Origin of the sequence: Allopusillimonas soli (genome assembly GCF_004153445.1) — a bacterium.
Lineage (GTDB): Bacteria > Pseudomonadota > Gammaproteobacteria > Burkholderiales > Burkholderiaceae_B > Allopusillimonas > Allopusillimonas soli.
Genome location: NZ_SDQC01000001.1, coordinates 925,224 through 941,568 on the forward strand (window position 1 = coordinate 925,224; position 16,345 = coordinate 941,568).

The following is a 16,345-nucleotide window of genomic DNA, read 5'->3' on the forward strand; positions in this document are numbered from 1 at the left end:
CATGCCATGCACAGCGCTGGAAGGCAAAGTAGTCTGGGTATCGGGAGCAACTGGGGCCTTAGGCGCAGAAATATGCCGTCAATTGGCCGCAGCCGGTGCCTCTCCGGTGGCTTCGAGTAGATCAGAGGACAAACTCTCTGCATTGCAAACCGACATCCAGCCCATCGGCGAGATCAGCATAATTCCCGTGGACATAAAACAAGAAGCAACAATCAGAGCCGTCGCGGATGAAATTGTACTCAGGCATGGCCGCATCGACGCTCTGGTCAATTCGACATCCATCTCACTATTTGCGGACTTCCTGGATCTCGACGACGAGGCCTGGCGCGACATACTGGACAGCAAGCTCATGGCTTACGTTCGAACGTGCCGTGCCGTCATCCCACATATGATTGAGCAAGGCGGGGGCAGCATCATCAATATTTCGGGACGAAGCGCACGCCAGCCCCTTCCCACCCATCTGCCTGGAGGTTGCGCCAACGCGGCGGTTAACCTCCTGACCAAGGGTTTGGCTGATCGCTATTACAACGACAACATACGCGTGAATTGCGTGGCGCCCGGTCCGATAGAATCAAAACGGTTTTCGACCATAAAATCAAGCCATGAAAAAAACGAAAGTGCCACAGGAGCTAGGCCTGTTCTCACACGCGACATCGGCCAGCCCCTGGATATCGCGGACGCCGTGTTGTGGCTGCTGTCAGACAGATCCAAGCACCTGACAGGAACCGTAATTCCGGTGGATGGGGGTAGTACCGTCTGTGTATGAAGAATGCCTCCGCCTGTTCTCATTCACTGGGGTGACGATTGTATGGCCGTCCCGATTTACTCGCACGTCAAGGGTATGCGAAGATCATCTTGGTAGCTCAGCAGACCCTCGCAGGTCTCTGAGTAATCAAACGATTGTACTTCGCCTATACAAAGCACATGGCTGCCTTGAACTATCTGCTGAGTCACGATCACCTCAAAGTTGGCGGCCGCGTTTTCGACTAAAGGAACCTCAAGTGAGGGCCCTCTCGTCCACTGAAAACGATCTGCATTGCAATCTTTCGCGCACTGGGCCCAAAGGTCGCGATGATCCGCCGCCATCACACTCAGGCCACAATGTGCACCGATCGGTATTCTAGGCCGGCCATCAATGCCTTGAGCCGCACACCACATGACCAGTTTGGGTGTCAGGGAAAGCGAGTTGAACGCGCTGGCCATCACAAATTGCGGCCCCAATTCATGGTCCTCATATCCGACAAGCACCAACCCACCCGCTAAGCGATGCTGAGGCGATTGAGCGCGCAATGGCAATAAGGTGCTGTTCATGACTTCTCCAATACAACAAGCCTCGATTTTTTCTCGGTGCGGCCAAGTGCCCCGACGGAGGCGAACTCTATATTGGCGCTTACTGTCAGCTCTTGGCGTAACGCCTGTTCGATCTTCGCTTTCAGTTCCGCATTCGCATCCGATGCCTCTACCCTGACCTGCAAGGGAGGAATGACTGCCGGCCCCGGCCTTGGAAGCACGATCTGCATCACGCCGCTTACCCGAGGTGCAAATCTTCCGATGATGGACTGCACCGCCGAGGGAAACACATTGACTCCTCTGACGATCAGCATGTCGTCGCTGCGCCCGACTATATCCATACGAAAACCAGTACGCCCACAGGCACATTCCGATGTACGAACTTTGATGATGTCGCCGGTTCGGTATCTGAACAAGGGGCATGCCTGCCTATCCAGATGCGTAAATACATACTCGCCCTGGGCGCCGTCACTCATCTCCATTACGTTGCCTGTGTCCGGATCGATCAGTTCGATAAGTGCAAGGTCAGGCGTGAGCTGATGCTTGCCATCGCGAAGCCTGCAGTGGGCGAACGAGTTTGGATGCGCATCCGATGTTGAGGCAAAGTCGTATACATAGGGCGTGCCCCATGCCTCTTCCATGCGTTTCTGGAAGGCAGGTTGCTCAAAGCCAGACTCGCCACCACCACAGATAATACGAAGCCCGAGCTCCTGGGACGGGATTCCCAAAACATCCTGGCAACGTTCCGCCAAAGCTGCCGCAAACGACGGTGTGCCCACCCACACTGTTGCCTTCAACTGCTGCATCAGTATAAGCATCCCTTCCACGCGCCGCTCCGCTCCGGCCGGGATGTTTACCGCTCCCAGTCTTTCCACCGCTGCGCACAACGGAATACCCGCGTTGAACATACTCAAGGCAAAACCATTGACAACCCTGTCGCCGGGGCGAACGCCAAATCCCCACAGCGCTCGAGCCAGACTTTCCGAGCGCCTGAGCGTATCGTGAGCCGTATACCCTTGAAACACGGACTTACCTGTCGTGCCGGAAGTGGCCGTTATACGAACAATCTGCTCCATCAATGCTGCCTGATGCAGGCCAAACGGCGGATATGTCTCCTGACTATCACGCAACTCCGCCTTTGTGGTGAACGGCACGCATCTAATGTCTTCTATGGAATGGTAGGAACTCAGGCTGAACCCAGCCGACTGGAACCTTTCCTTGTAAAATTCGGAATGGCTGGCAAGGTAAGCGATCTGCTGCCGCAGCTTGAATGTCTGCAGCATCCGGATTTGTTCCGGCGGCATGGTTTCCCGTCCCATATTCCAGAAGGGACGATTAATGTCGCCGAGACTTTCCATGATCTCAGGCGGCCATGATGAGGAAGACTCAGTTGGCAAGGAATAATCATGATCAAACATATATCGCCTTCACCTACTCAATGAAACTGGGCAAATCGCCCAGCAAAATAGAGCAATGGCGCACCATCCGCCAGTTCGCTCTCGACTACGTCACCAATAAACATGACATGGTCACCGACTTCGGTAGTATCGGTTCGCCGGCAAACGTACCAGGCGATAGCTCCATGGATTTTTGGCAGGCTCTGTGATCCTGCTGCGACATAGTCAATACCTTCGTAGCGATCAGCCAACGACGATGCAAACTGCCTAGCCACCGAAATCTGATTACTGGCAAGCACGTTGACAGAGAAATAGCTTGCCTCCTCAAACACCGCGCGCGTTCTCGATTCAACGCCCAGGCTCCAAGCGAGGCGAACTGGGTCAGAGCCAACGGGTGTAACCGAGTTTGCGGTCAAGCCCACCAGCTTGCCATCCTCTCCGCGCGCGCTGATGATGGCAACACCGGTCGGGTACCGCCCCAGCGCATTCCGAAATTCTCTTGAACTTGAGCTCATATGAAACCCGGCTCGGAAAGTTACAGGCGAGCAGTAGTGTCGTATGGCTCACCCAGATGAAACTTACCCAATGTAGCGGCCGTCTTGTCCAAGTTCTCGTGCAGCGTGTGAATACGCAAATCGCGGAACAGGCGGGACATGGGGGAATCAGCCCAGAATGCGCTCGATCCGATGATCTGCGCGCCTTTATCCATGGTAATCACTGCGTTTTCAATAGCCCGGTGCTTCGCACACATGGAAAATAGCTCTGCCGCCTCGCGATCACTGTTCTTCCACATCCAGGCAGCACGGTAAATGAGCCATCTCACTGAATCCGTCCCCACTCGGATCTCGCCCATGCGCAGCTGTGTATATGAATCACTGGCCGTACCGCGCTTTGGCAGGTACTCGCGAAGCAAGTCAAAAATTGCCTCCGCCCCTCCCAGGTACTGGGCAGCAAAGCTCAAGTGAAATCGCGCCTGCCAACGCTCGCGTGGGTACAGTCCTAAGTCGCCTAAAACATTGCTGTTATCGACAAAACAGTTGTCCAGCTTCAGGGATGGGCTGTGCGCTCCTCTCATGCCAATCGGATTCCACGAACCTTCGACGACGGAGAATCCCTTTGCATTCTGCGGAACCAGAACGCCAAGGTGTCCCTCGTTGCCCGGCATGCCCGCCACACCGGCGAATATTAGGTTGTAGTCCACGTCAGCGCCCAGGGTGGCGTAGTTTTTCATACCATTGAGTATGTAGCCATTCTCGGCGGGCTGCGCTGCGGTAATAAGGTTGTAGGCGCCACGGGATGTACGGCCAGGCTCGCTCCCGGTCGCGTTAAGAAGGCTGCCCCGTTCGAGCACTGGCTTCAATACGCGCTCGCGCTGCTCATCGGTGCCGACCTGGTCCACGTAATGCGCTCCATGACAATGGATATGAAAACACTGCGCCGTGGACAAATCGCCACGTGCCGTCTGTTCCACTGCCAGCAAATAAAGTAGAGGATCCTCACCCGCTGTGCCGCTTCCCATTCCACCCATTCGTTCAGAAATGGTAATCCCATTCAACCCTGCATCAAAGAAGGCGCGCATGTTCTCGCTGGGAGTACTCGCTTCAGCGTCATATCTGGCAGCGTTCGGTTTGAACACTGTTCTGCTTAGCTCCCCTACCGTTTCGTAAACTTGCCTTTGTTGTTTAGTGAGTTCGAAATTCATATGGTTCCTGCCGTTCCGTAAGTTGGATATGATGCAATGGCTACACACGCAATCATCCTATCAATCCCCGACCCAATATCGATCAAGATAGTGAAACTCGATCCAGTATTTCGCTATGTTGACCAAGAAAGAAATGCATCCGCGGATAAGTCCTCACTTAGGCGCTGCTCCCATTCGAGATATCTAGCCATTTCTTCAAGGCTCGAGTCATAAGGTGGGACGACTACATCTGGCGTGCGAACAAAGCCATCCGGCCATCCGGAGTCAACAGTGAATTTTTGTTTCCATGTATTGATCCCACCTTCAAGTACACGCACAGATGAATATCCCAGGCGCCTCAGATTTGCAGCTGCATAGACAGAATGAACGCCCGTTCGGCAGGTCAGAATGACGGGCGTATCCAACGCTGTAAGATACTGGCCGAGATGGTATTCAAGCCAGCCATAGGGAATCCAGATTGCGCCCGGGACCCTGGCCGTCTCATAGGACTTGCTGGTATCCACATGCACAATCAGGGGCTCGGGTTTCATGCTCTGCAACGCATCCGCACTCACATGTACCGAGTTCTCCCTGGCTTGACGCAGGCCGAGAGGCGTCGACCGATCACGCCCCGACCCTATCGGATATCCGGCTTCCTTCCATACCTGCAGGCCGCCCCTCAAAACCCGAACATCCTGCCATCCCAGCTTGCGAAACCAGAATGCTGTCAGAAATGCGCGCCCGGTATCATCGTCTACGAATATCAGGATTGCACGCCGTGCCGGCATATAGTCATCTATCCGCTGCATGGCCAGGCCTCCCGGAAGCACCTGCGCGCCGCGGATATGTGCAGTCTCGTACTGATCTACCTGTCGCACATCGTAGACATAGATGTTTCTGGCACGTGCATCTCGCTCCTTGATCAGCCCAGCGAGTTCATCCGGTTCGATTTCGGTAACGCCCGCCGACCGAGCCAAGGCCATGGCTGATTGCCTTCCAACCTGCACACTTTCGGGTGTAGGAGATAAAATTCCCTGCGGCGAGCCACGTTCTAGTCTGAATCCCGCCAGCTGCCAGCCCATCGTACCGTTTTCGAGTGCGTACACATTGTCGAGGCCAAGCTCTCTTAGACCCTGACAAGCAATAATGCCCCGAGTTCGTCCGGCGCAATGCACCACAATGGGCAATCGAGCCTCCTTCAGATCATGAGCCACCGACACCAGATCCACACCAAACGCGCCACGTGCATTAGGAATGCGCTTGTCCGCATACTCGACGGGCGTGCGTATATCACAGATTATGCAATCCCTGCCTTCATCCAACCATGTTTTCAATGTCTCGGCAGATACTTGCGGCACACGCAGGGTCTCATGTACGTACTCTCCGAAAATCTTTCCAGCCACATTGGATCCGGAGGTAACTTCCCTACCTTTGCTCAACCACGCAACAAGGCCACCTTCAAGAACATGGACGTTTTCATAGCCCACTCGATGCAATGCATCAGCTGCCAACTCCGCCCGCCTGCTGGTGCCATCGTCATAAAGAACGACAAAAGTTCGAGTATCAGGCACCAATTCTCCGATACGAAGTTCCAACATCCGTCGTGGAAGGAAACACGCGCCGAGAATATGTCCTGAGTTGGCTTCAGCCAGCTCACGCACATCGAACAAGGCCCACTCCGTATCACTCTCGCGCAGCCTGTCAAACGCTGGAAAGGAAATGATGCTCGTCATGGCTATCCTTGCGCTCCACTAATACCCATGAACTCTTTACCTAGCAGTTCTCGAATGACCGTAATTTTCATCACGTTGATAGTTCCGCCCGTGAATGTAAGCGCGATCACATCGCGATAACGGCGTTCTATGTCAAGGTCCTTCAGGTATCCGGCGGCACCATGCATCTGCAGACAATCGTAAACGGCCTGCACAGACGAGGTGATGCCGCTCCATTTGGCCATGCCTGCCTCACGTGCCGCATTCTCATTACGCGTGTTCATCCACAACCCCTTGTATGCCATCAAGCGGCAGCTTTCTATTCGGGTGTAATGCTCGATAAGCGGAAAGCTGATGGCCTGGAACAGGCCTATGGGCTGGCCATACACCTTTTTCTTCTTCACATAATCGATGGTGTCATCCAGAACCTGCTGCGCAGTCCCCAGTGCATTCAATGCACTTAGGCAACGGCTCACATTCCAGCGAGCATACAAGGTGGCCTTTCCCTCCCCTTTTCCGCCCAGCACATCTCCAATCGGAATACGCACGTTGTCAAAGTTCACAACACCAAGCTGGTGCGACCGTGTTCCCATCTCAGGCATTTCTTCCGATGATATGCCGGGCAGATCCGCCGGTACTCTCAGAAAGCTGATGCGCTCCTTACCGTCTTCTTGCCTGACCTTGGCAGTCACGCCCATGAAAGTGGCGCCAGGCATCAAGCTAACGTGGATCTTGCGCCCGTTTATCACGAACTCGTTTCCGTCAACCTCAGCTCTTGTTTCCATGTTTGACACATCCGATCCCGCATCCGCTTCCGAGGTGGCGATGCTGACCAGCTGGTTTCCTTTGATGACCTCGCGCCGGATATCATCCCCCCAGCCGGGCACCAGATTGGGCAATGTATTCTGTATGGAGCAGATCATTGCGCAACTCGTGTCAACGCGTCCTATTTCCTCAATAGCGATACCCAGCTGAATATAATCAGCTTGGCTTCCACCCAACTCCTTTGGAGCAATAATCCCGAGCAGCCCCGCTTCACCCATTTTTTTGATTGCATGCCTGGGCATGATTGCCTTCTCGTCCCATTCCCGGACATAGGGCTTTATCTCGCGTTGCGCGAAATCGGCAACGAACTTTCGAAACTCATCCTGCTGTGCCGAAAAACTGAAATCCAATGCCATGATATTTCCTCTCGCTGTGAATTCAGCGCCATATCTGGGCTGACATGCCCACCGCCTGTGCACGGAATGATCCATAACCCCTGATCGCAGCCGCACAATCTTTACTGGTGCGAATGCAGCATAATTCAGCCTCATAGGTGAATGCGTTTATTGTTTCGACATGCAAAACAAATTCGCACCGCATATCTCATCAAGCCCATACTTTCCGCAATGTTGTAAAGCCACTGAAAACAAACCTACATATCCGAAAGTGGAAGGAGGCAGCATGCAATTACCCATCAGATTGTCGAGGGCCATTTTGGCTACCGTGGTCGGGCTGGCCAGCGCGCTGGTTTGCAGCACAGCGAGCGCAGCTTCCCCAATGGGCGGATCGGCCTATCCAACCAAGCCCGTCAAAATCGTCGTTCCCTTTCCCCCCGGTGGAACGAATGACATCGTGGGCAGGCTGGTTGCCAAGTACCTGGAAACGGAACTGGGCCAGCCTTTCGTTGTGGAGAACCTGGGTGGAGCGGGAGGTATTATCGGGACGGAATTCGTGGCCAGAGCTGCGCCAGACGGCTATACCCTGCTCGCTGTCTCATCGGGGCCGATGGCCACATCGCTATCCCTGTACAAGGACAGAATCAAGTATGACGTGAAGAAGGATTTCGTTCCGATCGCAACGCTTATTGATGTGACTGTGGTCGTGGCTGCGAGCCCCAAGTTTCCCGCCCACGACATAGCTGGCTTGATTGAATACGCCAAGAAGAATCCTGGAGCGGTACGTGCGGGCCTTCCGGCCGTCGGCTCCATGCACCACCTGCTGACTGCCCAGTTCGAGATCGACGCTGGCGTCAACTTGAATCTCATTCCCTATAAAGGGAGTGGCCCCACTGTACTCGATTTAATGGGAAACCATATCGACATTGACTTTGACAATATGCCCGCCGTCATTGAGCAGATCCGCGCACACAAGCTACAGGCGTTTGCTGTATCAACGCCGGAGCGCAACACAGCATTGCCGGATGTGCCCTCATTCAAAGAACTTGGCATGAGCAATCTGTTGGCCGCCCCCTGGTTCGTGCTCGTTGCGCCGGAAGGAACACCGCAGGAAATCGTGACTGTTCTGAATAAGAAAATTCAGACGATGATGAGTGATCCCGAGACAAAGAAAAAGCTGGCCTCAATTGGCGCCAACCCAGCATGGCGCAGCCAAAAGGAAACCCAGGAATTTCTGGATACGGAAGTTTCCCGATGGGCGGCGACTGTTGAGAAGACGGGCCTGAAAATAGAATGAGCCGCACTACTCTTCAGGGGGTCGGCTTGGCAGATGGGGTAGCTCAAGGCAAGGCGCTGATCTGTAATGAAGCTGTGAGCGTTGCTCGTATCGATGTCCTGACCGGTATCCTGCACGAGCCAGGCCATCCTCTGGATGGCGTGCCTGTAAAAGGAAAAGTGCTTGTATTTCCACAAGGTAAAGGCAGTAGTAGTGGATCATATATATTAATGAATCTCGCGGAGCAAGGTACGTCCCCAGAGGCGATTGTTATTGGCAAGCCGGACACAATACTGGTCGCCGGTGCCATCTTGGCAAAAATACCGCTAATAGGTGAAATCAGGCAGGAGGATATTCTTTCTATTCCTGACGGCAGCCTGCTGCACATTAACGGAGCAACAGGCGTCATTATGCGACTATGAAACTGACTGCCGCACAACGGGCCATGCTGGAGGGAGGGGCCGGTCCGACTGCTCAGAGAATGATGCAGCTGCTCCATAGAGTGGGACAGGCAATGCATGCGCAGGACTTCATACCCATCCGCTCCGCACATGTCGGATTGTCGTACTCCTCTCTGGGGCCTGCTGGCGTGCACTGGTTGGAGCGCCTTGCTGCAAATGGCGCTCAGGTTTGCGTTCCGACAACAACCAACGTTCTGTCCGCCGAACGACGCCAGGACACCAATGTGGACAACCGGAACATCGAGATGCAGGAACGTGCGCTCAGTGCCTTGGTATGCATGGGTGCCGATGCCAACTGCTCCTGCAACCCATTCTCGCAAGGATATGTTCCTCGTTTTGGGGAGTCATTAGCATGGAGTGAGTCCGCCTGCGCCCCTTACGTAAATGGTGTACTCGGCGCCCGCACCAATAGAGAGGGCGTCACCGCATTGGCCTCAGCACTGACAGGCGTGACTCCCAACTATGGCATGCATCTCGTTTCAGAGCGAAGAGCGCGGCTGGTTGTGCGGGTTAAAGCAGAACTGGCCGACCTGCATCATTTTCATCTTCTAGGCGCCTGGGTGGCGCGCCAGTGCGCGGAAAATATACCCGCAATCGTGGGGTTACGACCAGAAACCGCATTCGAAAACCTGTATGGACTGTGTGCAGCGTTTTCAACCTATTCTCCCCTCGCCATTCTGCACATGGTGGGCATTTCCCCCGAAGCGCCCACAGTCGACGCCGCGCTCAATGTGGGCCGGCCCTATGCTCATGCTAAATCACCTCCAATCATTGATGTTACCGCCGCAGACCTGGAACAGCAGCGGCAGATCACCAATCAATGCAAAGAGGCGGCAACGGGCGATATCGTTATTATCGGCTGTCCTCATGCCACGTTGAATCAACTGCAAGAGATTTTCACCTTGATGAAAGGAAAATCAATCTCCCCTAACAAGGCATTCTTTATTCACACCAATTCCCTCATACGAGCAGAAGCTAGCCGCATGGGCGTTTGGCATGGCTTAATAAAAGCCGGCATCACGGTAACCAGTGACACATGCATCTATGTCTCAATTTATCAGCACCCTCGCAGTGCTCGCGTGCTGACCAATTCAGCAAAAATGGCGCACTTGATGTCCAGTCGAGGCTTCAGGGCTGCTCTGGCCAGCACGGCCGATTGCGTGCTCGCGGCTACTAAATAGTAAGAATCTTGGAATGCGTAGCCATAACAGAATAATTTTTCTGCGGTACTGAAGAACACAAGCACCGCAGGTATTACTCACATTGTTATGTGCGCGTCATGAATAACTTTTTTCCATTTTTCGATTTCAGCCCGCAGAAATTCCTGCAATGCTTCCGGCGTACTTCCCACTCCATCTATCCCCATGCTCGCCAATTTCTTCGAAAAATCAGGCGAGTGAACAATATCTGCAATCGTCTTGCTTAAAAGCGCCGCCCTATCTTGAGGAATGCCTCGCGGGCCAATGACAATGTGCCATGAACCTGCCACGTAGCCGGGGACGGTTTCATCGATTGTCGGCAAGTCCGGCAGCAGTGGCGATCGTTTCGCACTAGTAATTCCCAATGCGTTCAGCTTGCCATCCTTGACCAGCGGCAGGGCTGCGGGAACATTCAGAAAAATGAAGGAGATATGATCTCCCAACAAGTCGGCAATACCCGGCGCATCGCCACGGTATGGAATATGATTCAGTGTCTTGATGCCCGTCATGGTTGCAAACAGTTCGGTAGCCAGCTCGTTGGAAGAACCGATTCCGCCCGATCCATAATCTATCTTCTCAGAAGAATGTTTGGCCTTCTCGATCAGCTCCGCAATGTTCTTGGCACCCAGGTTCGGATTGGCCGTAACGACCATGGGAACGGTGCCTATCAAACTGATCATCGTGAAATCTTCGATCGGATCGTAATTTGCTGCAGGGTTAAGGGTACTGTTGATCGCGTGCCCTGACGGAACGAGGAGAATCGTATAACCGTCAGCCGGTGCAGCGCGTGCATCTTGCGTTCCTACAATACCATTGGCGCCCGTGTGATTCTCCACCACTACAGGTTGCCCTAGTTTCTTGGCCATGCGCTCTGCCAGCAAACGTGCAATAGTGTCGGAAGTGCCTCCCGGAGAAAATGCCACAATCAGTCTAATTGCCCTGTCGGGATAAATTTCCGAGTAAGCATTCGTGCAAAACAGAGCTATCGTAAAGCATAATATGCCCTTCATAAGTGCTAGTGATTTCATATGTGTCTCCGTCCCCATATAGTTGATCGAATCAACGTCCACCTGTATGGCATATTGAGCATTTGCCACCATGCCAAGCTGAAATCCTAAGGCCGTTGCAGGGCGAGCCCGAGCATATGAATCGCTATGCGAAACCTTTTGATAATCAGGAGATCTGGAGATAAGGAGGTTAGGAACAGATGTCAAGTATGAGGAACAAGGAGGTACGACGGAGCTATAACCGTATTCCCATGCGGCATGCTACTGGCGCTTTGGGCCCGAACGTTTTTACCGCACGGCAGAGAAAGTCGTGTAGCTATCCAACCATCTTGATACGCGATACAGCCACACGAAAATCACAGAAACAATCCACGACCAGAGGCGACTATGGACGAATTCATGCTGGCAGCCATTAAAGAAGCCCGCCTGGGGCTGCAAGAGGGCGGTATTCCCATTGGATCAGTGTTGGTCCATCAAGGGCGCATCCTGGGGCGGGGCCATAATCGGCGCGTGCAGCAAGGCAGCGCTATCCTTCATGGAGAGATGGATGCTCTGGAAAATGCCGGCCGACTGCCTGCAGCCATATATCGTGAATCCGTTCTCTACACCACCCTGTCGCCCTGCCCAATGTGCACTGGCGCCATACTGCTTTACGGCATTCGCAAGGTTATCATCGGCGAGAACCAGACCTTTATGGGCAGCGAAACGCTTTTGCGCGATCAAGGCGTGGAACTACACGTATTGCAGGATGCTAGCTGCATCAAACTCATGCAACAGTTCATTGCCGAGAAACCAGCGTTGTGGAACGAAGATATCGGCGTCGAGGATTGACGCACCCCACGACGATTTACTCAAGAGCTTGCATCGTGACGAGCGGCGTCAGCCCCACGCGCCTTCAGCTTGCTATTGATTATTCACCCGCCGCATGGCCTGTGGAGGCAATCCATACAGATTGACGAAAGCGCGCCGCATTCTTTCGGGATCTGTAAACCCGACAGCTCGCGCAACGTGCTCGATAGGCTCAGAACTGTTTTGAAGGCGCGTTCGGGCAACCTCGACACGCAAGCGCGCGACCGCTTTAGCTGGCGTCTCTCCCGTCTCCTTCTGGAATAATCGGCCAAACTGCCGGACACTCAGGTGTGCCGCATCGGCAAGACGCTCAATAGGCAAGGGTTCATGCAGATGACTACGTGCAAAAGTTAATGCCACGCGTACTCGGTCCGACTGAGGCTTCATCTGAGAAATGGATGAGAACTGGGACTGGCCACCGGGGCGACGATGGTACACGACGAGATGCCGCGCCACCTCTTGCGCCATCTCCACACCGAGGTCGGCCTCGATCAGCGCGAGAGCCAGGTCTATGCCCGCTGTAATCCCGGCCGAAGTCCAGATGTGGCCGTCAACAACAAAGATCCGGTCCACTTCGACATTGACTGCGGGATAGCGTCGTTGAAGCCTTTGCGCCGCGCGCCAATGTGTGGTGGCACGCCGTCCATCAAGCAGCCCCGTCTCGGCGAGCAGGAAGGCACCGGTACAAACGCTGGCAATCCTTGTCGTTCTCGCTGCTAGAGTGGTAATCGAACTAATCTCAGCCGGCCTCATCATTGAGGATAAATCGCCCCCAACCACTATTAAGGTATCTGGAACCGCCTCATCTGCGGATTGCGTCCCCACCGGAACGCCGGCATTGCTGAGCACCATCCCGCCTGCATGAGATAAAACGTCCAGTGAATAGAACTGCCGCTCGGTAATCTTCCTTACGGCGTCGAAGGCGGCTAAAGGACCAGCCAGGTCAAGGATCTGATGCCCCGGAAATACGAAGAGTTTAAGACTGTGTGCCGGTATCCAACGATATTGGCATTCCTTTGGTTGCCAGCCATACATTCGACGAATGCCCTCAAGATCTGGATGTTTTGTTTGTTCCTGGCGGGTCCGTGGGAACCGTCGCGTGCATGAACGATCCTGAGGTTTTAGCGTTTCTAGCGGATCGCGGATCGCGGTCTAAATGGGTCACGAGCGTATGTACGGGCGGGCTCGTATTAGGTGCAGCGGGGTTGCTTGACGGCTATGACGCAACCGCATATTGGCCAGTCGCCGATTTATTGCCACTCATGGGTGCACGCCACATCGATGAACGGGTTGTGAGAGACCGTAATCGGCTGACCGGTGGCGGTGTAACCGCCGGCATCGATTTCGGCCTTGCTCTGGTTGCAGAAATGGTAGATGAAGAACTTGCTCGTCGCATCCAACTGATCATTGAGTATGCGCCGGCCCCGCCATTTAAGAATGGAACACCTGCCGAAGCTGGCCCGGAACGTACAGCGATCCAGAAAGGTCGCCGGAAATGGATGGACTCAGAAGCCAGAGCTGCTGCCGAACGTGCGGGAAAACGTCTGGGAATCGCGTAAGCTTCTGGGTTGCCGTGCCGTTAAGCAGAAAGTGGCCAAAAATATACGCCGAAATTACAGCCCCTTTTTTGCGTGCATCATCCGCTCGAAGGGCGATATACATCTTATTGAACTGGTCATTGCCTGTGGAGCGCAGGCCATCGCGGCATTCGACGTAGAAATGCACTTCAAGACGCTAGCAGCCAGCGCTGATCGCGATAAAGCCCTTGCGATGCTTGTTAGACTGGACGGCACAAAATAAGGCATAAATTGGTGGGCGGTACTGGGTTCGAACCAGTGACCCCTGCCGTGTGAAGGCAGTGCTCTACCACTGAGCTAACCGCCCCTTGGATGCGCGGAGGGCTTTCAGGGAAAGCGCAGCGGCAAAGGGAAGGCAGCTAGTTTATCACAAGCTTTGAGCCAGTGGGAGGACGAAGATGCACTCTAAGAAGTGTCTTGAATAGCTGCCATCCAAGTGATAAATGGAAAACTCCTAGCCAGAGTGTGGACGCAGGGTAGCCCCAATGCCAGCAAAACCTTTCACGATAAGCATGCGGCACAAGCCTGAGTGGCTCAGGCAGAGGATATCAAAGACGTACCTACTCTGAAAACTAATTTTATAGGTATCGGTATTTCAATACTGCTGACACAGACAACCTATTGAATGGGCCTTGGAGCATCGTTAACAAGGCCTTACCCTCTCAATCCAGCAACGAGAAGGCCAAGAACAAGGGTCAACTTCGTCGCTGTTTCTCTGGCCGTTCTCCAGCCAAAGCGATATCGTCTTAACGCGTGTAGTGGCCAACCCAAAGCGATGCTAGCATCGGCGACAATAGCGGCAGGTACTCCAAAAATAGTTTGCAAGAACTATCGAGACTCATAATTTACTTCACGGCCTCGCCTTTGATCTGAGTCCGATACATCAAGCGCCTGCTGGCCGGATCGAAAGAATCGCGTTTATGCATCGTGCAGCGATTATCCCAAAGTACCAAGTCACCAAGTTGCCATGATTGCGTCCAGCATAAGTGTGATTGCGTGCAGTGCGCCCATAGCTCATCGAGTAGCGCCTCGCTTTCTTCCAGTTCAAAACCAATGATGTAGGCATTGCGCCGGCGCCCCAAGAACAGACATTTTCGACCCGTGACGGGATGCGTTCGAACAACGGGGTGAATTGCCCCAACCGTCTTTCGTGGGTCATCTACCTCGGTAAAGCCGTCTCGAAGCTGGCCTGCACTATTGCGACTTGCATCGTGGACACACCGTAGCGGCTCCAGGCGTCGTTTGAGATCACTGTTTAGCTCATCATAGGCTTGGTACATATTGACGAACGACGTGTCACCTCCTGATTGAGGCACCTCTACTGAGTACAAGCAACTCCCCTTGGGTGGAGTATCTTTGTATGTCATGTCAGAGTGCCACACTGCCTCATACGAACCCAAGGCGCCAATCGATTTACCCGCTACCGTTATGTTGGAGATTACGGTAACCTCAGGCGGCAAATGATCAAGCGAGCTTCTGCTGTGGCCGGCGGCTGATATGGGTCGCTTGTCTAGCTCGCCGAAAAATTTCGAAAACCTGATCAAGTCGTTTAAGTCGAGGCCTTGCTGATTGCGGATACGCAATACCAAGTGTGCAGCCCACGCTTCGGTGAGAAAGGTAAGTTCATCCTGAGTGGGGCGATGCCTCAGGTCGAAACCAAGCACGTCTGCTCCCAAGGCTTGGCCGGAAGGGACGATTGAAATGGAGAGATTATTCTGATTTGGGTAAGCGCTCATGGCTTTCTCCTTGGGCGAGTGTTGAAGCAGACTTTATCCAAATTAATTTAGTTAAGGAATTTCTATTTTTCTATATACTTATTTGTTTTTAATATGAATATTACCTTCAAGCAGGTCGAGGCGTTTCTTGCAGTCGCTCGAACTTTGAACTTCAGTCGTGCGGCTGGACTCGTGCACTTATCTCAACCTGCTCTAAGCGCAAATATCCGCCGTTTAGAGGAAGTGATAGGTGCGCGACTGTTTGACCGAGACACGCGTACCGTTGCGTTATCAGCAGCTGGGGTCGAATTTTTTAACATCGCAACAGAGCTAATAGAGAACGCTGAAAACGGCCTGGCGCGAATTAGAGATTTCGCATCAGGCAAACATAGAATTTTGAATTTGGCCGTAGCACCATCATTTGCGGCAAGCTTTCTGCCCGATGTGATCGTGCGGTTTTCTATCCAGTATCCGGGCGTCAGATTGCACATTCACGATGTACTCGCCGAAACCTGTATCGAGCTCGTGCGTTCGGGAGCGGTCGACCTCGCGCTGACAGCGAAGGCCGACGAGATGGATGATCTGGTTCAACAAGACGTGCTTCGCGATCCGCTAGTTGTCCTTTGTACCAACGCTCATCCGATTGCTCGACAAAAAACCGTTTCCTGGAACGACGTCTACACATGTGACCACATATCCCGAAAAGGGGCGAGTAATGTGCGTCAGCTTATTGATCAAGAGTATCGCCGTCAGGGGCTGGTGTTCCGGCCAGCCTTTGAGGTGGAAAACGTAGGAACGATGATGGGGTTAGTCCGGGCTGGGCTCGGTATAGGCATCTTTGCAGAGTCAACGGTTAGATCATTCAATATGGCCGGCCTGATATGCCGACCATTCCGATTTTCGTCAAGGCCGTATCGAATTATTTGTGCAACGACACAGCGCAGCCGGTCCGATGATCACATTGCAGATGCGTTTGTTGACATGTGTCGCGCGAAAGCAAAGGCAATGCGTCGATAAGGTT

16 protein-coding genes and 1 tRNA gene are annotated in these 16,345 nt (G+C 53.5%); 7 read left to right on the forward strand and 10 right to left on the reverse strand.

Annotated elements, in window-relative coordinates; translation table 11 throughout:
• Window position 1: 1 nt before the first annotated feature.
• Window positions 2–766, forward strand: coding sequence for an SDR family NAD(P)-dependent oxidoreductase (locus ERD78_RS04330; RefSeq protein WP_180029186.1), 765 nt, complete (start codon window positions 2–4; stop codon window positions 764–766).
• 56 nt (window positions 767–822) lie between these two features.
• Here the strand turns inward: ERD78_RS04330 and ERD78_RS04335 are convergent, their stop codons facing one another.
• The 6 genes from ERD78_RS04335 to ERD78_RS04360 form a co-directional block, all read right to left on the reverse strand.
• Window positions 823–1,311 (reverse strand): flavin reductase family protein, encoded by a 489-nt coding sequence (locus ERD78_RS04335; protein ID WP_129968002.1) that lies wholly within the window; start codon window positions 1,309–1,311, stop codon window positions 823–825.
• Window positions 1,308–2,708 (reverse strand): phenylacetate--CoA ligase family protein, encoded by a 1,401-nt coding sequence (locus tag ERD78_RS04340; protein WP_129968003.1) that lies wholly within the window; start codon window positions 2,706–2,708, stop codon window positions 1,308–1,310. Before ERD78_RS04340 ends, ERD78_RS04335 begins: the two co-directional genes overlap by 4 nt.
• Window positions 2,709–2,725: 17 nt before the next feature.
• On the reverse strand, window positions 2,726–3,202 hold the full coding sequence (locus ERD78_RS04345) for a flavin reductase family protein (protein WP_129968004.1): 477 nt from the start codon (window positions 3,200–3,202) through the stop codon (window positions 2,726–2,728).
• Between the two features lie 20 nt (window positions 3,203–3,222).
• Window positions 3,223–4,389, reverse strand: coding sequence for an acyl-CoA dehydrogenase family protein (locus ERD78_RS04350; RefSeq protein ID WP_129968005.1), 1,167 nt, complete (start codon window positions 4,387–4,389; stop codon window positions 3,223–3,225).
• A 113-nt stretch (window positions 4,390–4,502) separates the two neighbouring features.
• On the reverse strand, window positions 4,503–6,101 hold the full coding sequence (locus ERD78_RS04355; RefSeq protein WP_129968006.1) for a rhodanese-like domain-containing protein: 1,599 nt from the start codon (window positions 6,099–6,101) through the stop codon (window positions 4,503–4,505).
• Between the two features lie 2 nt (window positions 6,102–6,103).
• Entirely contained in the window at window positions 6,104–7,261 is a 1,158-nt protein-coding gene (locus ERD78_RS04360) for an acyl-CoA dehydrogenase family protein (RefSeq protein ID WP_167668838.1), read from the reverse strand.
• Window positions 7,262–7,526: 265 nt separating this feature from the next.
• Between ERD78_RS04360 and ERD78_RS04365 the strand changes: the two genes are divergently transcribed.
• The 3 genes from ERD78_RS04365 to ERD78_RS04375 are packed head-to-tail and all read left to right on the forward strand — an operon-like array spanning window position 7,527 to window position 10,158.
• On the forward strand, window positions 7,527–8,537 hold the full coding sequence (locus tag ERD78_RS04365) for a Bug family tripartite tricarboxylate transporter substrate binding protein (RefSeq protein ID WP_167668839.1): 1,011 nt from the start codon (window positions 7,527–7,529) through the stop codon (window positions 8,535–8,537).
• Complete coding sequence (locus ERD78_RS04370) at window positions 8,534–8,938, forward strand: aconitase X swivel domain-containing protein (RefSeq protein ID WP_129968009.1); 405 nt, start codon at window positions 8,534–8,536, stop codon at window positions 8,936–8,938. The genes ERD78_RS04365 and ERD78_RS04370 overlap by 4 nt, the downstream gene beginning before the upstream one ends.
• Entirely contained in the window at window positions 8,935–10,158 is a 1,224-nt protein-coding gene (locus tag ERD78_RS04375; protein ID WP_129968010.1) for an aconitase X catalytic domain-containing protein, read from the forward strand. Before ERD78_RS04370 ends, ERD78_RS04375 begins: the two co-directional genes overlap by 4 nt.
• 77 nt (window positions 10,159–10,235) lie before the next feature.
• Here the strand turns inward: ERD78_RS04375 and ERD78_RS04380 are convergent, their stop codons facing one another.
• The gene (locus ERD78_RS04380) at window positions 10,236–11,204 is read right to left on the reverse strand and encodes a tripartite tricarboxylate transporter substrate binding protein (RefSeq protein ID WP_167668840.1); all 969 of its coding nucleotides are present in this window, start codon (window positions 11,202–11,204) and stop codon (window positions 10,236–10,238) included.
• Window positions 11,205–11,570: 366 nt separating this feature from the next.
• Here ERD78_RS04380 and ERD78_RS04385 point away from each other — a divergent pair, with 366 nt between their 5' ends.
• On the forward strand, window positions 11,571–12,014 hold the full coding sequence (locus ERD78_RS04385) for a nucleoside deaminase (protein ID WP_129968012.1): 444 nt from the start codon (window positions 11,571–11,573) through the stop codon (window positions 12,012–12,014).
• A gap of 72 nt (window positions 12,015–12,086) precedes the next feature.
• On the opposite strand, the gene ERD78_RS04390 is transcribed toward ERD78_RS04385, so the two are convergent.
• Complete coding sequence (locus ERD78_RS04390) at window positions 12,087–13,067, reverse strand: GlxA family transcriptional regulator (RefSeq protein WP_129968013.1); 981 nt, start codon at window positions 13,065–13,067, stop codon at window positions 12,087–12,089.
• Between ERD78_RS04390 and ERD78_RS04395 the strand changes: the two genes are divergently transcribed.
• Window positions 13,019–13,591 carry a DJ-1/PfpI family protein gene (locus ERD78_RS04395; protein WP_129968014.1) on the forward strand — a complete coding sequence of 191 codons (573 nt, stop codon included), beginning with the start codon at window positions 13,019–13,021 and terminating at the stop codon, window positions 13,589–13,591. The two genes, ERD78_RS04390 and ERD78_RS04395, sit on opposite strands and share 49 nt — an antisense overlap.
• 250 nt (window positions 13,592–13,841) lie before the next feature.
• Here ERD78_RS04395 and ERD78_RS04405 read toward each other — a convergent pair.
• Together ERD78_RS04405 and ERD78_RS04410 are read right to left on the reverse strand one after the other, a co-directional pair.
• Window positions 13,842–13,916: transfer RNA gene (locus ERD78_RS04405), tRNA-Val, on the reverse strand.
• Window positions 13,917–14,454: 538 nt separating this feature from the next.
• On the reverse strand, window positions 14,455–15,345 hold the full coding sequence (locus ERD78_RS04410; protein ID WP_129968015.1) for a TauD/TfdA dioxygenase family protein: 891 nt from the start codon (window positions 15,343–15,345) through the stop codon (window positions 14,455–14,457).
• A gap of 93 nt (window positions 15,346–15,438) precedes the next feature.
• On the opposite strand from ERD78_RS04410, the gene ERD78_RS04415 reads away from it, so the two are divergent.
• On the forward strand, window positions 15,439–16,341 hold the full coding sequence (locus ERD78_RS04415) for a LysR family transcriptional regulator (protein WP_129968016.1): 903 nt from the start codon (window positions 15,439–15,441) through the stop codon (window positions 16,339–16,341).
• Window positions 16,342–16,345 lie beyond the last annotated feature (4 nt).

Excerpts from the sequence above, each read along its gene's own strand:
- ERD78_RS04330 (WP_180029186.1), top strand. The coding sequence starts at position 2 with ATGCCATGCACAGCGCTGGAAGGCAAAGTAGTCTGGGTATCGGGAGCA.
- ERD78_RS04335 (WP_129968002.1), bottom strand. The coding sequence starts at position 1,311 with ATGAACAGCACCTTATTGCCATTGCGCGCTCAATCGCCTCAGCATCGC.
- ERD78_RS04340 (WP_129968003.1), bottom strand. The coding sequence starts at position 2,708 with ATGTTTGATCATGATTATTCCTTGCCAACTGAGTCTTCCTCATCATGG.
- ERD78_RS04345 (WP_129968004.1), bottom strand. The coding sequence starts at position 3,202 with ATGAGCTCAAGTTCAAGAGAATTTCGGAATGCGCTGGGGCGGTACCCG.
- ERD78_RS04350 (WP_129968005.1), bottom strand. The coding sequence starts at position 4,389 with ATGAATTTCGAACTCACTAAACAACAAAGGCAAGTTTACGAAACGGTA.
- ERD78_RS04355 (WP_129968006.1), bottom strand. The coding sequence starts at position 6,101 with ATGACGAGCATCATTTCCTTTCCAGCGTTTGACAGGCTGCGCGAGAGT.
- ERD78_RS04360 (WP_167668838.1), bottom strand. The coding sequence starts at position 7,261 with ATGGCATTGGATTTCAGTTTTTCGGCACAGCAGGATGAGTTTCGAAAG.
- ERD78_RS04365 (WP_167668839.1), top strand. The coding sequence starts at position 7,527 with ATGCAATTACCCATCAGATTGTCGAGGGCCATTTTGGCTACCGTGGTC.
- ERD78_RS04370 (WP_129968009.1), top strand. The coding sequence starts at position 8,534 with ATGAGCCGCACTACTCTTCAGGGGGTCGGCTTGGCAGATGGGGTAGCT.
- ERD78_RS04375 (WP_129968010.1), top strand. The coding sequence starts at position 8,935 with ATGAAACTGACTGCCGCACAACGGGCCATGCTGGAGGGAGGGGCCGGT.
- ERD78_RS04380 (WP_167668840.1), bottom strand. The coding sequence starts at position 11,204 with ATGAAATCACTAGCACTTATGAAGGGCATATTATGCTTTACGATAGCT.
- ERD78_RS04385 (WP_129968012.1), top strand. The coding sequence starts at position 11,571 with ATGGACGAATTCATGCTGGCAGCCATTAAAGAAGCCCGCCTGGGGCTG.
- ERD78_RS04390 (WP_129968013.1), bottom strand. The coding sequence starts at position 13,067 with ATGTATGGCTGGCAACCAAAGGAATGCCAATATCGTTGGATACCGGCA.
- ERD78_RS04410 (WP_129968015.1), bottom strand. The coding sequence starts at position 15,345 with ATGAGCGCTTACCCAAATCAGAATAATCTCTCCATTTCAATCGTCCCT.
- ERD78_RS04415 (WP_129968016.1), top strand. The coding sequence starts at position 15,439 with ATGAATATTACCTTCAAGCAGGTCGAGGCGTTTCTTGCAGTCGCTCGA.